Source organism: Monashia sp. NPDC004114 (assembly GCF_053603855.1).
The window spans coordinates 24,967-38,861 of sequence record NZ_JBSGGK010000015.1 but is presented as its reverse complement, the minus strand read 5'-3'; the positions used below and the strand labels follow the sequence as shown (position 1 = coordinate 38,861).

Here is a 13,895-nt window from a genome sequence, read left to right as displayed (position 1 = left end):
GACAGCGGGGCGCCCCGCCGGTCCGGGAGGACGACGGGGCGCGCTGGGGGTAGGGCGTCAGCTGCGGGCGGGCACCGGCTCGGACGTGGCGGCCGGGGCGACCACGTCGGTCGCGTTCTTCGAGTGCCGCAGGCCGAGGAAGCCGAGGACGAACAGGATGCCTGCGCCGACGTAGGCGACGACCGCGGCGATACCGGCGACGGTGCCCATGGTGCCGAACGCGTACGCGTTGAGGAGGAGGCCGCGCAGCGTGTTGCCCATGAACAGCGTCTGGCGCAGCTGGCCGAGCTCCTGGACCTTGGCCTGGTCAGCGTTCGCGTCCTTGGACATCGTCAGGTACTCACCCGAGACCTCTTCGTACGTCCGGTTGTTCGACGCGGCGTTCATGTGCACGAGGATGTAGTGGTCCGCGAAGGCCTTGGCCTGGTCGCCAGTGGTCATCTTCTGGCCGGCGTACTGAAGGAGGGCGTCCTTCTGCTCCTGGGTCTGCAGGGCGGCGGCAGCGGGCATCGTGATGTCCTGCTGGGTCAGCTGCTCCGAAACCTGGTTGTCGATGAAGTTGCTCGCGTAGGTCATCAAACCTCCCGCAACGAGGAGGATGGCGGCCATGATGATGCCGGTCCACGAGATGAGCTTGTCGACGGTCTTACGCATGTCTTTGTCTCCCTGATGATCCCGGGATTCTTGCCCCGGTCCTTGTTTCCCTGACAAAGACGAAACTACTACTACCCGTAGTAGTTGACCAATCCACGAACTGTGCAACGCATCACGTTCGCCGCCGGCGCGCGAGGGACCGCTGGCCGCGGGGGAACGCTGGGTCCGGGCTGTGCGTTCTCCCGGCATGCACAACCACTTCAACGGGCTCAAGACCGCTGCCCTCTTCGGCGGCATCTGGGCCCTCCTGCTCGGGCTCGGTGCGCTCATCGGGAACGGCAGGTACATCTGGCTGTTCGCACTCATCGGCGTGGCGACGACGGCCTACGGCTACTGGAACAGCGACAAGCTCGCGATCCGCGCCATGCACGCCTACCCGGTCTCCGAGGCGCAGGCCCCGGTGATGTACCGCATCGTCCGCGAGCTCTCGACGGCCGCCGGCAAGCCCATGCCGCGCCTCTACATCTCGCCCACGCAGGCGCCCAACGCCTTCGCCACCGGCCGCAACCCGAAGAACGCCGCGGTCTGCTGCACCGAGGGCATCCTGCAGCTGCTCGACGAGCGGGAGCTGCGCGGCGTGCTCGGCCACGAGCTGATGCACGTCTACAACCGTGACATCCTCACCAGCTCGGTGGCCGCCGCCATCGCCGGTGTCATCACCTCCATCGGCCAGATGCTGATGTTCACCAGCATGTTCGGCGGCGGCGGGTCAGACGACGACCGCCCCAACCCGATCGCCCTGCTGGCCATGAGCTTCCTCGCACCGATGGCCGCGATGATGATCCAGCTCGCGATCAGCCGCACCCGCGAGTACGACGCCGACGAGGACGGCGCACGCCTCACCGGCGACCCCCTGGCCCTGGCGTCTGCCCTGCGCAAGCTCGAGTCGGGCGTCGCGCGGGCCCCGCTCCCGCCCCAGCAGGACATCGTCAACGCGAGCCACATGATGATCGCCAACCCGTTCCGGGCCAAGGACGTGACGCGGTTCCTGTCGACGCACCCGCCGATGGACCAGCGCATCGCCCGCCTGGAGAGCATGGCCGGAGGCCCGGTCCACTACTGACCTGCCTGCCGCGGCCAGGGACTCTGGGGAGGACGGCGACGCCGCGCCCGCCGATCTGGCAGGCTCGCCTGCATGCGCAGTCTCACCCTTGCCGAAGCCAGCGAGCGATCCTCGCTGTTGTCTGTGTCCTCGTATGCCGTCGAGCTCGACCTCGACCAGGGCGCGGAGGTCTTCGGCTCGGTCTCGAGGGTGCGGTTCGCCTGCGCCACCCCCGGCGCCGGCTCGTGGGCGGACCTCAGGGCGACCGCGGTCCAGTCGGTCGTGCTCAACGGTGAGGCCCTCGACCCGGCGAGCGTCGTCGACGGCCGGCTCGCCCTGCCCGGCCTGAGCGCCGACAACGAGCTCGTGGTGGCCTCGACCATGGCCTACAGCCAGGACGGCCAGGGCCTGCACCGCGCGACCGACCCCGCCGACGGGCGGGACTACGTCTACGGCCACCTGTTCCTCGACGCCGCGCCGACCGTCTTCGCCTGCTTCGACCAGCCTGACCTCAAGGCGCCCTACGACGTCACGGTGCGGGCGCCGGCGGACTGGGTCGTCATCGGCAACGGCGCGGCGATCCAGACCGCGCCGGGCGCCTGGACGCTGGCGACCACCAGGCCGCTTGCCACGTACTTCGTGACCGTGTGCGCCGGGCCGTACGTGTCCGTGCGCGACGAGCACGACGGCATACCGCTCGGGATCCACGCCCGAGCCTCGCTCGAGGAGCCGCTCGAGCGCCACGCCACCGAGCTGTTCGACATCACCCGCCGGTCGTTCGACTACTTCCACGGTCTGTTCGGGATCCGTTACCCCTTCGGGGAGTACCACCAGGTGTTCGTGCCCGAGTTCAACGCCGGCGCGATGGAGAACCCCGGCTGCGTGACCCTCCGCGACCAGTACCTCTTCCGCGGCGCGGCGACCCGCGACGAGCTGCTCGGGCGGGCCAACACGATCAGCCACGAGATGTCGCACATGTGGTTCGGTGACATCGTCACGATGCGCTGGTGGGACGACCTGTGGCTCAACGAGTCGTTCGCCGAGTACATGTCGCATCGCTGCCTCGTCGATGCGACCGAGTACACCGACGCCTGGGTCGACTCCTCCATCGTGCGCAAGGTGTGGGGCTACGGCGCAGAGCGGTCACCGTCGACTCATCCGGTCGCCGGTGTGCAGGCTCTCGACGCGCAGAGCGCCCTGCAGAACTTCGACGGCATCTCGTACGCCAAGGGAGCCGCGACGCTGCGCCAGCTCATCGCCTATGTCGGGGACGACGAGTTCATCGCAGGTGTCCGCACGTACCTCGCCGACCACGCCTACTCCAACGGCACCCTCGCCGACTTCATGTCGGCGATCGAGCACGCGAGCGGCAAGAACCTCGACCTGTGGGCGCGCGCCTGGCTGCTCAGCGCCGACCGGGACACGATCTCCGTCGACGTGACCGAGCAGGACGGCGTCGTCGACTCGGCGGTGTTGTTCCGCGAGACCCCCACCGACCGCCCGGCCGACCGCCCGCACGCCCTGGACGTGGTCGGCTGGACGGACGGGCAGGAGGTCGGGCGCGTCGCCACGACGATCACGCAGGCGCAGACGCGCCTCGCGGCCCTGGAGGGCACGCCGGAGCCCGCGGTCCTCGTGCCGAACGCCGGCGACCTGACCTGGGCCCGGGTGCGGCTGTCGGACCAGACCGTCGCGGCCCTGCCCGCGCAGCTCCCGCTCGTGCCGGACGTGCAGGCCCGTGCGGTGGTGTGGTCGGCCCTCATCGACGGCGTCCACGGTGCGACGGTGTCGCCTGATGCCTTCCTCGACGTCTTCGACGCCGCCTGGCCGCACGAGACGAACTCGTCGATGCTCACCCGCGTCGCGGCATACGCAGAGCACCGGATCGTGCCGTTCTTCGTCCCGCGTGCGGCCCAGGCGGCGGCCCAGGCGCGGCTCGCATCTGCGGCGACCGGGCTGCTCGGCCGCGCGACGCCGGGCAGCACCGAGTCTCTCGCCGCGGCGCGGCTCGTGGCCGGTGCGAGTGACGACGAGGCGCTGCTGCGAGCGTGGGCCGATGGTGAGGGCCTGCCCGTCGGGCTCGAGGACGACGGTGACTTCCGGTGGATCGTGGTCCGCAACCTCGCGACGCGCGGGCTCATCGACACGGCCAGGATCGACGGTTTCCGGGCCAAGGACGACACCCTGCAGGGCGGGCTCAACGCCCTGATGTGCCGGGCGAGCCTGCCCGACCCCAGTGCCAAGGCATGGGCCTGGACCGAGCTGACCAGCCGCTCCGGCCGGTCCAACTACGAGATGGTGCACCTCGGCCGCGGCTTCTGGATGGCCCCCGACGACGCCCTCGTGGCCGACTACGTCCCGCGCTACTTCAGCGACGTGCCGGCCATGTCGGGCTGGGTGGGTGAGGACGCCCTGTCACGCGTCGTGCTGGTGGCTTTCCCGAAGGTGTTCACCGAGGAGACCGCGCGGCAGAGCGCCGAGACCATCGCCCGCGACGACCTGACGCCTGCGGTGCACCGCTCGCTCGTCGACGCGGATGCCGAGCTGCGGGAGGCGCTGGCGTCACGGGCCACCTTCGGGGTCGTCGCGTGACGGCCTCTCGCGTGGCGCTCAGGCCACCGTCCGCGCGATGACCACGAGCCTCGGGAGGTTGACCGTGGCGTGGCGGGTCGAGCGTTCCGATGTGGGCTCGGGTGAGTCGCAAGCCCTGCTGCGGGAGTACCTCGTCGACGTGAGCGACCGGTGGTTCCTGCTGCACGAGGGACGCCGCTCGACGCTCGAGGAGATCGAGCAGAGCCTCGCCGAGATGCCCAGCGACGACCTCGCGCCGCCGACGGGCGCCTTCGTCGTGGCTCGGTCGATCGGCGCTGGGCCCGCTGGCCGTCGGCCGACGGGTCGGCTGCTCGGGTGCGCCGGCGTGCGCCTCGCCGCGCGCCTCGCCCCGCGCGGATCGGCCGTGGAGCTCAAACGGATGTTCGTCCGTCCGGAGGCGCGAGGCACGGGTGTGGCGCCGGCACTGCTCGCGGCCGCGGAGCAGGCCGGGCGAGAGCTCGGCGCGACCTCGATCCGCCTGGACACGCGCCTGGACCTCACCGAGGCGCGGGCGCTCTACCTGCGCCACGGCTACAGCGAGGTTCCCGCCTTCAATGCCGACCCGTATGCCGAGGTCTGGTACGCCAAGCGCCTGCGCTGACCGGGGGCTGCGCCGGGGCCATCGCGGCCGGAGGCCGAGCCCGCGACGTCAGAGGTCGTATGCCGTGGTGTGCCGCGGCTCGTAGAGCATGATGTCGTCGGCGCTGGGCACGGCCATCATCACGCAGAGGCCGAAGCCGCGATCCACCGGTTCGTCGGTGAATGTCGCGCCGCGCGAGGCCAGCTCGGCCATCGTCGAGCTGAGATCGTCGCAGACGAGCGACATCGCGTGGTGCCGGGGGGAGCTCCAGCCCGAGCCCTCGGGGCCTCGCGTCGGGTGGACGCCGACCTCGCTCGGCCCGGTCTGGAAGATGAGCCACGCGTCCGAGCCAGAAGCGCCCTCGTCGGTGGACCCGGTGTCGCTCACGAAGCGCCACTGCAGCACGTCGCGGAAGAAGGCGCGGGTCGCAGCGGCGTCGTCGGAGTAGATGAGGTTGTGCACCGCGGTGATCATGCTCTGGACGTTAGCCGGTGCCGGGCACTCTGTGGATAGCCTCGGCCGCGCGTCACCAGGGGCTGGGCTCGTAGTCCTTGACGAAGCAGCCGTAGAGATCCTCGCCCGCCTCGCCGCGCACGATCGGGTCGTAGACGCGGGCTGCGCCGTCGACGAGGTCCAGGGGTGCGTGCCAGCCTTCGGCCGCGATCCGCAGCTTGTCCTGGTGTGGCCGCTCGTCGGTGATCCAGCCGGTGTCGACCGCCGTCATGAGGATGCGGTCCGTATCGAACATCTCCCCGGCGCTCGTTCGGGTCAGCATGTTGAGCGCCGCCTTGGCCATGTTCGTGTGCGGGTGGCCGGGACCCTTGTAGCGGCGGGAGAACTGGCCCTCCATCGCGGACACGTTGACGACATAGGCGCGCCGCGCTCCGGCCGCGACGGCGGCGCGCATCGCCGGGCGCAGGCGGGAGATGAGGATGAACGGCGCCGTCGAGTTGCAGAGCTGGACCTCGAGCAGCTCGAGCGGGTCGACCTCCTCGACCTTCTGGGTCCACGAGTTGGTGCGCTGGAGGTCGGGCAGCAGCCCGCCGGCGTCGACTGCAGACCCGTCGAGGTGTGCTGCCAGGCTCGCGTTCCCCGCGACCAGGGCCTGGCCGGTGAGAGCGAGAGCCGCCATCGAGGCCGCCGAGTGTGCGGCCGCGTCCTGCGCCGACTCCCCGTCGTGGTGGGCGACCGCATGGTGCTCGAGCGCTCCGGCGATCGCGGCCGGGTGTGCCTCGCTGACGCGGTCGAAGGTGACCATCTCTGGAAGGCGCATGCCGTCGGGCAGCGGCGCCGACTCGGCCGCCACGAGGTGACCGTACGCGCCGGGGGAGCGCCGCACGGTCTGCGCGGCGTTGTTGACGAGTATGTCGAGCGGGCCGGCGGCCGCGACCTCGTCCGCGAGGGCCACCACCTGAGTCGGGTCGCGAAGGTCGATGCCGACGATCTTGAGCCGGTCGATCCACTCGGCGCTGTCCTCCATCGACGCGAACCGCCGCATCGCGTCCTTGGGGAACCGCGTCGTGACGGTCGTGTGCGCCCCGTCGCGCAGCAGCCGCAACGCGATGTACATCCCGATCTTCGCGCGCCCGCCGGTGAGCAGGGCCCGCCTGCCGCGCAGATCGGTCCGCTGGTCGCGCTTGGCATGCGACAGCGCAGCGCAGTCCGGGCACAGCCAGTGGTAGAAGGCGTCGACCAGGGTGTAGTCCGCCTTGCACACGTAGCAGCCCCGGGCGTTGATGAGCACCCCAGCGTGCGCGCCGGTTGCGTTGGACGCCAAGGGAATCCCGCGGGTCTCGTCGTCGATCCGCATCGGTGACCCGGTCGCCGTCGACTCCAGGACCGTCCGGTCGGCCTTGCGCTCTGCCCACGTCTTCGCGGTGCGCCGGTTCTTCTTGAGCCGCTTGTACATCAGCGAGGCGGCCCGCTTGAGCGTCTCGTAGTCGGGGTCGTCATCCGGCAGGTCGGGCACGACTTCGAGCACCCGCAGCGCGGTCTCGACGTCGCGTGGGTCGAGCCGGTCCAGGGTCGGCACGTCGCGGTCGGTCGCGCGAAGGAGCTGCTGGGTCACCGGAGCAGCGTACGGGTCGACGCCCTGCTCGCCACATTCCGCCGGCGTCGGGTGGAGGTGATACGCCGCCCGATGCACCGACGGTCCAGACAGACGTATGCCGCCGGGTCCCTCGCGCTCCGGCCACCGGGGAGGGTGTGGCCGGCCGGGAGGTGACCCCGCGGCATACGGGTCGGGCTGCCTCCGGCAGGAGGCGGCGGGTCAGTTGGACGTGGTGGGCTTGACCGCGAGAGTGACCTGGACCTCCTGGCGCTTGCCGTCGCGCAGGACCGTCAGGGTCACCTTGTCGCCGGCGGTGCGCTCGCGGACCTGGGCGACGAGCGCGGTCGAGGAGTCGACCGGGTTGCCGTCGACGGCGATGACGACGTCGCCCTCCTTCAGACCGGCGTTGGCGGCCGGCGTGCCGGAGGTCACGGCGGCGATCTGGGCGCCGGCGCGCTTGGCGGAGCCGTCCTGGGCGACCGTGTCGCGGGTCGAGACGCCGAGGAAGGCGTGCTCGGCCTTGCCGCTCTTGATCAGCTGGTCGGCGATCGACTTGGCCTCCTTGACCGGGATCGCGAAGCCGATGCCGATGTTGCCGCTCTGGCCGCCGCTGCCCGAGCCGAGCGAGGCGATCGAGCTGTTGATGCCGATGAGCTCACCCTTGGCGTTGACGAGCGCGCCACCGGAGTTGCCGGGGTTGATCGCGGCCGAGGTCTGGATCGCGTTGGTGACGACAGTGTCAGCGGCCGAGCCGTTGCTGCCCTGCTGCTGGCCGAACGGGTCCTGCTGTTGCTGCTGCTCCTCCGGGGCCGTCGACACGGGGCGGTCGAGCGCGCTGACGATGCCCGTGGTGACGGTGCCGGACAGGCCGAGCGGGTTGCCCACGGCCATGACCGGGTCGCCGACGACGAGTCCGTCGGAGTTGCCGAGGGAGATCGGCGTGATGTCGCTCGGGACCGACGAGAGCTTGATCACGGCGAGGTCGGTCGACGGGTCGGTGCCCACGACGGTCGCGTTGTAGGTGCGCCCGTCGGCGAGGGTGACGGTGATCGCGCCGTTGCCGCTCGCGCCCTCGACGACGTGGTTGTTCGTCAGGATGTGGCCCTGCTTGTCGTAGATGACACCTGAGCCGGCGGCCTCGCCCTGCTGCATGGTGACGTTGATCGACACGACGCTCGGGCCGACGGCCTTGGCGACCGCGGTCCAGTCAGGGCTCGTGGCGCTGCCCTGGTTCACGGTCGGCGACGTCTGCTGGTTGTTCGTCGACGTCGCAGTGGGGGTGGTGTTGACGGAGGTGTTCTGCTCGCTCAGCTGGATGGCGGCATACGTGCCACCGCTGGCGAGCGCGGCTGCGAGCAGCGCGGTGACCGCGGTCTGGCCGATCCGACGGTCCTTGCGGGGAGGCTTGGGGCCGCCCTGGAAGGTCGGCGGCACCGGGGGCGCCGGCGGGGTCGGCGGAGCCGACTGGCTGTAGTAGTTGCCCTGCGGGATCTGCTGGGTGTGGTCCGGTGCCAGGGTCATGGCTCCTCCTCGTTCGGTCTCTTGGTAGCCATGACATCGGCCGACTTTTGGACGGCGTTGTGGCCTTCCTAAGAATCGGCTGTGCGATCCGAGAGAAGACTCAGAGTCTCAGATCGGCTTGGCGCCGTTGGCAGTCGACGGCTGCATCGGCAGCTCGACGACGAAGGTGGCACCCCCACCGGGGGTGTCCTGCACGCGCACCCGGCCGCCGTGGGCCTCGACGATCGCGTGCACGATCGCCAGGCCCAGGCCGTTGCCGCCGCCCTTGCCGCGGCTGCGTGACCAGTCCGCTCGGTAGAAGCGCTCGAACACGGTGTCGCGGTCCTTCTCGGGGATTCCGTGCCCGTGGTCGCGGACGTGCAGCGCCACGTGTCCGACGTCGACCCGCCCGACGAGGATCTCGACCGGGCTCCCTGCCGGGGTGTGCACCCGCGCGTTGGTGACGAGGTTGGTGACGACCTGCCGCAGCTGGCGCTCGTCGGCCTGCAGCTCGGTCGGCTCGATGGGGCCGTGGATGCCGGTCGCCGTCACGTGCCGGGCCGGCGAGATCGTCCGGGCGTCCTGCGCGGCGTCTGCGGCCAGCACCGCGAGGTCGACGGTCTGCAGCTCTAGAGGGCGCTCGCCATCGAGGCGGGCGAGGGTGAGCAGGTCCTCGACGAGGCCGCTCATCCGGTGGCTCTCGGACTCGATCCGGCCCATCGCCCCGGTCACGGAGTCGGCCGTCGGCAGCGCGCCCTGGCGGTACAGCTCGGCGTAGCCGGACACCGCTGCGAGCGGCGTGCGGAGCTCGTGCGAGGCGTCGGCGATGAACCGCCGCATCTTGGCCTCGTTCGCCTCCCGGACAGCGAAGCTCTGCTCGATCCGGGACAGCATCGCGTTGAGCGAACGGGACAGGGAGGCGACCTCGTCGTTGGTCGCGGGCACCTCGACACGCCGGGTCAGGTCGCCCGCGGCGATCTGCGCGGCGGTGTCCTCGATCGTGGTCAACGGCCGGAAGGTGCGGCGCACGAGGTACCACCCGAGCACGGCGCTCGCGAGCAGCGCCACGGCGCCGATGGCGGTGGCATAGAGCAGGAACCGGCTGACCGTGGCGTCGAGTGGCCGAAGCGGCAGGGCCACGGAGATGATGTCGGTCTTCTTCCCGTTGAGCTCCGACAGGGCCAACCACTGGCCCTCGCCACCCACGGACGGCACCTCGAAGGGCTTCCGGTCCCTGATGTGGGAGTCCGTGACCGGCAGCTTCGGGATCTTGGCGCTGTCGCGCTCCAGCACGGAGCGACCGAGCGCGGTGACGGAGCCGGTCTTGATGTTGACGATCCGCCCGATGAAGCCGGTGGGCACGTTGGAGCCGCCGTCGCCGAGGTCACCGGGGTCGATGGCCGACAGGCTGCTGGCGTAGACCCCGAGCTCCTGCTCCAGCTGGTTGTGCAGGTAGCTGCGCAGCAGCGCGCTCACGACGAGGGCGGTCGTGACGAGCGCGACGAGGATGAGCCCGAGCGCGACGCCGAGCAGGCGCCAGCGCAGCGGTAGTGCCCGCATGCGGCGCGGAAGCGTTCGGAGCCGGCGGGGTGTCCTGCCGATCCCCGTCGAGTCGGTCACGCGGTGGTCCGTTCTAGGTCGTCGTGAGCTCAGGAGGCACTCGAAGAACGTAACCCACTCCGCGCTTGGTGTGGATCAGAGAGGGGCCATCGGCGTCGATCTTGCGGCGCAGGTAGGAGATGTAGGACTCGACGATGCCCGACTCGCCGCGGAAGTCGTAGTCCCACACGTGGTCGAGGATCTGCAGCTTGGACAGCACACGGTTCGGGTTGAGCAGCAGGTAGCGCAGCAGCTTGAACTCCGTGGGCGACAGGTCGATGACCCGGCCGCCGCGGCGCACCTCGTGGGAGTCCTCGTTGAGCTCGAGGTCGTGGAAGCGCAGGGTCGCACCCTCGTCGGCGGTGCCGCGCGTGCGGCGCAGGACGGCCCGGATGCGGGCGATGACCTCCTCGAGGCTGAACGGCTTGGTGACGTAGTCGTCGCCGCCGACGGTGAGGCCCTGGATCTTGTCGCCCGTGGCATCGCGGGCGGTGACGAACACGATCGGCTGCTGCCGCCCGCGGTCGCGCAGGCGACGGGTCACCTCGAAGCCGTCGACGTCCGGAAGCATGACGTCGAGCACGACGAGATCGGGCTCGGACTCCTCGGCCAGCGCCAGGGCGGTCGTGCCGTCGCCGGCCGTCTCGACCTCGAACCCGGCGAAGCGCAGGGAGGTCGCGAGCAGCTCACGGATGTTCGGCTCGTCCTCGACCACGAGCAGTCGAGCCTCGGGCAGCGTTGCTGTCTGGGTGTCCACATCAACAGTGTCGGCGCGTTCGCTGGGAGTTTGCTGGAAACCGCGTCACAGTCTCCTCTGAGCGCTTCTTCAGGCGCCGCCCAGCCCGTCCGGGGTATGACGAAGCCCCCGTCCCGACGGCGTCCGGGGGCGGGGGCGAGACGGCGGCGCCGCAGTGAGCTCAGCGGCGTCGCAGCGAGCTCAGCGGCGGCGGGCCTTCTTCAGGGCCTTCTTGAAGTCCTGCTTGCACATCGAGGCGCAGTCCTGCTTGCACAGCCGGTGGACCACCACGGGGCACTTGAGGCACCGGGTGTCCTTCTTGCAGCACGTGGACTTCGGCTTGATCTTCGCCACGTCCTTGGCCTTGAGCTTGCTCACGCCAGGAAGGGTAAGTAGGTAAGGGTTGCCTTGCCTAATTGAGTCGCAGGATGAGACAGGTGACCTCGGTCACAGGTCGTCGGCGTCGACGATCCGGTAGGCGTACCCCTGCTCGGCCAGGAACCGCTGACGATGCGCCGCGAAGTCGGCGTCGACGGTGTCGCGCGACACGACCGTGTAGAAGTGCGCGGTTCGTCCGTCGCCCTTGGGCCGCAGCACCCGGCCGAGCCGCTGAGCCTCCTCCTGACGGGAGCCGAAGGTGCCGCTGATCTGGATCGCGACGCTCGCCTCGGGCAGGTCGATCGAGAAGTTCGCCACCTTGCTCACGACCAGCCGGTCGATCTCGCCGGTCCGGAACGCGTCGTAGAGCCGCTGCCGCTCGCGGACCGTCGTCTCGCCGGTGATGACGTCGGCGCCGAGCAGCTCGGCGACCTCGTGGAGCTGGTCGAGGTACTGACCGATGACCAGCGTCGGCTCACCCGAATGCCGGGTGGCCAGCTTCTCGACGACGGGCAGCTTCGCGTCCGAGCACGACGCGAGCCGGTACCGGTCGTCCGGCTCGGCGGTCGCGTAGGTCATCCGCTGACCGTCCGGAAGGCTGACCCGGACCTCGACGCAGTCGGCGGGCGCGATGTACCCCTGCGACTCGATGTCCTTCCAGGGTGCGTCGAACCGCTTGGGGCCGATGAGGCTGAAGACGTCGGCCTCCCGCCCGTCCTCGCGCACGAGAGTGGCGGTGAGCCCGAGGCGGCGCCGGGCCTGCAGGTCTGCGGTCATCCGGAAGATCGGCGCGGGCAGCAGGTGGACCTCGTCGTAGACGATGAGGCCCCAGTCGCGGGCGTCGAGCAGGTCGAGGTGGGCGTAGGCGCCCTTGCGCTTCGTCGTCAGCACCTGGTAGGTCGCGATGGTGACCGGTCGGATCTCCTTACGGGCGCCGGAGTACTCGCCGATCTCCTCCTCGGTGAGCGTCGTGCGGCGCAACAGCTCGTCCTTCCACTGCCGGGCGCTGACGGTGTTGGTGACGAGGATCAGCGTCGTCGACTTCGCCTCGGCCATGGCGCCGGCGCCGACGAGCGTCTTGCCGGCGCCGCAGGGCAGCACGACCACACCGGACCCGCCGTGCCAGAAGCCGTCGACGGCCTGCTGCTGGTAGGGCCGCAGGCTCCAGCCGCTCTCGTCGAGCGCGATCGGATGAGCCTCGCCGTCGACGTAGCCGGCGAGGTCCTCGGCGGGCCAGCCGACCTTGAGCAGCTCCTGCTTGAGGGTGCCGCGCTCGCTCGGGTGGACCACGACGGCGAGCTCGTCGATGCGGGCACCGGTGAGCGGCTTGATCTTCTTGTGCCGCAGCACCTCCTCGAGCACCGGGCGGTCAGTCGTCCGCAGCACGAGACGCGTGCCCTCCGGCGAGTCGGCGAAACCCTCCTTCTCGAGAGTCAGCCGGCCGTAGCGATCCATCGTGTCGGCCACGTCGACGAGCAACGAGTGCGGGACGGCATACCTGCTGTACGTCATCAGCGCGTCGACCACCTGCTCGGCGTCGTGCCCGGCCGCGCGTGCGTTCCAGAGGCCGAGCGGCGTGATCCGGTAGGTGTGGACGTGCTCGGGCGCGCGCTCGAGCTCGGCGAACGGGGCGATCGCACGTCGCGCCTGCTCGGCCTGGGCATGGTCGACCTCGAGGAGCAGCGTCTTGTCGCTCTGGACAATGAGGGGTCCGTCGTTCATCGTTCACGACCAACCGTCGTCGGGCCCGGCGGATTCCCGCTGCCCTGTGTCGCACGTCCTACGGGTCGTCGGCTCACGCCTGTCAGTATGGGCGAATGCGATCCCCACAGGTCGAGGTGGCAGCGGGCCTGCCTGAGAGCGTGACGATCTACGAGGTGGGTCCGCGCGACGGCTTGCAGAACGAGAAGACCGTCGTACCGGCCGCGACAAAGGTCGAGTTCATCCGGCGCCTCGAGGAGGCTGGGCTCGGCACGCTCGAGACGACGTCGTTCGTCCCGGCCTCGTGGGTGCCCCAGATGGGTGACGCCGAGGAGGTCCTGGCCGCCCTCGGCCCCGACGGCGTCGGGCCCACACGTCCCGCCCTGGTGCCCAACGAGCGGGGTCTGGACCGGGCCGAAGCCCTGGGCCTGCGCGCTATCGCCATCTTCGGGTCCGCGACCGAGACCTTCGCCCAGAAGAACCTCAACCGGTCCGTCGACGAGCAGTACGCGATGTTCGAGCCGGTCGTGAAGCGGGCGCTCGCCGACGGCATGTGGGTGCGCGCCTACGTCTCGATGTGCTTCGGCGACCCGTGGGAGGGACCGGTGCCGGTCGAGCAGGTCGTCGACGTCGCCGAGCGCCTGATGGACCTCGGCTGCGCCCAGCTGAGCCTCGGCGACACCATCGGCGTCGGCACCACGGGTCACGTGCACCGGCTGCTCGACGCGCTCGGACGGCGCGGCATCGGCACCGAGCGCATCGCGGTGCACTTCCACGACACGTACGGCCAGGCCCTGGCCAACACGATGGCGGCCCTCGCCGACGGCGTCGCCGTCGTCGACTCGTCGGCAGGCGGCCTCGGTGGCTGCCCGTATGCCAAGTCGGCGACCGGCAACCTCGCCACGGAGGACCTGGTCTGGGCGCTGCACGGCGCGGGCGTCCGGACCGGCGTCGACCTCGAGTCGCTCGTCGCGACGAGCAGGTGGATGGCCGAGCAGCTCGGCCGTCCCTCGCCCAGCAACGTCGTCAAGGCGCTCGCCGGATCCTGATCCGCAGCGGTGTT

At 70.4% G+C, this 13,895-nt stretch carries 12 protein-coding genes; 4 read left to right on the top strand and 8 right to left on the bottom strand.

Translation table 11 applies throughout. The annotated features are described in order from the left end of the window. Positions 1-57: 57 nt before the first annotated feature. Positions 58-654 (bottom strand): hypothetical protein, encoded by a 597-nt coding sequence (locus tag ACWEOW_RS17985; protein ID WP_452270600.1) that lies wholly within the window; start codon positions 652-654, stop codon positions 58-60. 187 nt (positions 655-841) lie between these two features. Here ACWEOW_RS17985 and htpX point away from each other — a divergent pair, with 187 nt between their 5' ends. From htpX to ACWEOW_RS17970, 3 genes are all read left to right on the top strand, one after another. Continuing rightward, positions 842-1,717, top strand: coding sequence for a zinc metalloprotease HtpX (htpX, locus tag ACWEOW_RS17980; RefSeq protein WP_452270599.1), 876 nt, complete (start codon positions 842-844; stop codon positions 1,715-1,717). A 72-nt stretch (positions 1,718-1,789) separates the two neighbouring features. Then, positions 1,790-4,288, top strand: coding sequence for an aminopeptidase N (gene pepN / locus ACWEOW_RS17975; protein ID WP_452270598.1), 2,499 nt, complete (start codon positions 1,790-1,792; stop codon positions 4,286-4,288). Positions 4,289-4,325: 37 nt separating this feature from the next. Continuing rightward, entirely contained in the window at positions 4,326-4,889 is a 564-nt protein-coding gene (locus tag ACWEOW_RS17970) for a GNAT family N-acetyltransferase (protein WP_452270597.1), read from the top strand. Positions 4,890-4,937: 48 nt separating this feature from the next. Here the strand turns inward: ACWEOW_RS17970 and ACWEOW_RS17965 are convergent, their stop codons facing one another. The 7 genes from ACWEOW_RS17965 to ACWEOW_RS17935 all read right to left on the bottom strand — a co-directional run bounded on the left by ACWEOW_RS17965 (position 4,938) and on the right by ACWEOW_RS17935 (position 12,853). Beyond that, positions 4,938-5,342 (bottom strand): VOC family protein, encoded by a 405-nt coding sequence (locus ACWEOW_RS17965; protein ID WP_452270596.1) that lies wholly within the window; start codon positions 5,340-5,342, stop codon positions 4,938-4,940. Between the two features lie 52 nt (positions 5,343-5,394). Further along, on the bottom strand, positions 5,395-6,936 hold the full coding sequence (locus ACWEOW_RS17960; protein WP_452270595.1) for an SDR family NAD(P)-dependent oxidoreductase: 1,542 nt from the start codon (positions 6,934-6,936) through the stop codon (positions 5,395-5,397). 201 nt (positions 6,937-7,137) lie between these two features. Next, entirely contained in the window at positions 7,138-8,439 is a 1,302-nt protein-coding gene (locus tag ACWEOW_RS17955; RefSeq protein WP_452270594.1) for a S1C family serine protease, read from the bottom strand. Between the two features lie 108 nt (positions 8,440-8,547). Beyond that, positions 8,548-10,038 (bottom strand): sensor histidine kinase, encoded by a 1,491-nt coding sequence (locus tag ACWEOW_RS17950; RefSeq protein ID WP_452270593.1) that lies wholly within the window; start codon positions 10,036-10,038, stop codon positions 8,548-8,550. Between the two features lie 13 nt (positions 10,039-10,051). After that, positions 10,052-10,774, bottom strand: coding sequence for a response regulator transcription factor (locus ACWEOW_RS17945; RefSeq protein WP_452270592.1), 723 nt, complete (start codon positions 10,772-10,774; stop codon positions 10,052-10,054). 180 nt (positions 10,775-10,954) lie between these two features. Next, positions 10,955-11,131, bottom strand: a complete 177-nt coding sequence (locus ACWEOW_RS17940; protein WP_452270591.1) for a hypothetical protein — start codon at positions 11,129-11,131, stop codon at positions 10,955-10,957. Between the two features lie 69 nt (positions 11,132-11,200). Beyond that, on the bottom strand, positions 11,201-12,853 hold the full coding sequence (locus ACWEOW_RS17935; RefSeq protein WP_452270590.1) for a DNA repair helicase XPB: 1,653 nt from the start codon (positions 12,851-12,853) through the stop codon (positions 11,201-11,203). 95 nt (positions 12,854-12,948) lie between these two features. Between ACWEOW_RS17935 and ACWEOW_RS17930 the strand changes: the two genes are divergently transcribed. Further along, the gene (locus tag ACWEOW_RS17930) at positions 12,949-13,881 is read left to right on the top strand and encodes a hydroxymethylglutaryl-CoA lyase (protein ID WP_452270589.1); all 933 of its coding nucleotides are present in this window, start codon (positions 12,949-12,951) and stop codon (positions 13,879-13,881) included. The last annotated feature ends 14 nt before the right edge of the window (positions 13,882-13,895 follow it).

Coding starts and splice junctions, on each gene's coding strand:
- pepN (WP_452270598.1), top strand. CDS start 1,790: ATGCGCAGTCTCACCCTTGCCGAAGCCAGCGAGCGATCCTCGCTGTTG.
- ACWEOW_RS17965 (WP_452270596.1), bottom strand. CDS start 5,342: ATGATCACCGCGGTGCACAACCTCATCTACTCCGACGACGCCGCTGCG.
- ACWEOW_RS17955 (WP_452270594.1), bottom strand. CDS start 8,439: ATGACCCTGGCACCGGACCACACCCAGCAGATCCCGCAGGGCAACTAC.
- ACWEOW_RS17970 (WP_452270597.1), top strand. CDS start 4,326: ATGACCACGAGCCTCGGGAGGTTGACCGTGGCGTGGCGGGTCGAGCGT.
- ACWEOW_RS17985 (WP_452270600.1), bottom strand. CDS start 654: ATGCGTAAGACCGTCGACAAGCTCATCTCGTGGACCGGCATCATCATG.
- ACWEOW_RS17935 (WP_452270590.1), bottom strand. CDS start 12,853: ATGAACGACGGACCCCTCATTGTCCAGAGCGACAAGACGCTGCTCCTC.
- htpX (WP_452270599.1), top strand. CDS start 842: ATGCACAACCACTTCAACGGGCTCAAGACCGCTGCCCTCTTCGGCGGC.
- ACWEOW_RS17930 (WP_452270589.1), top strand. CDS start 12,949: ATGCGATCCCCACAGGTCGAGGTGGCAGCGGGCCTGCCTGAGAGCGTG.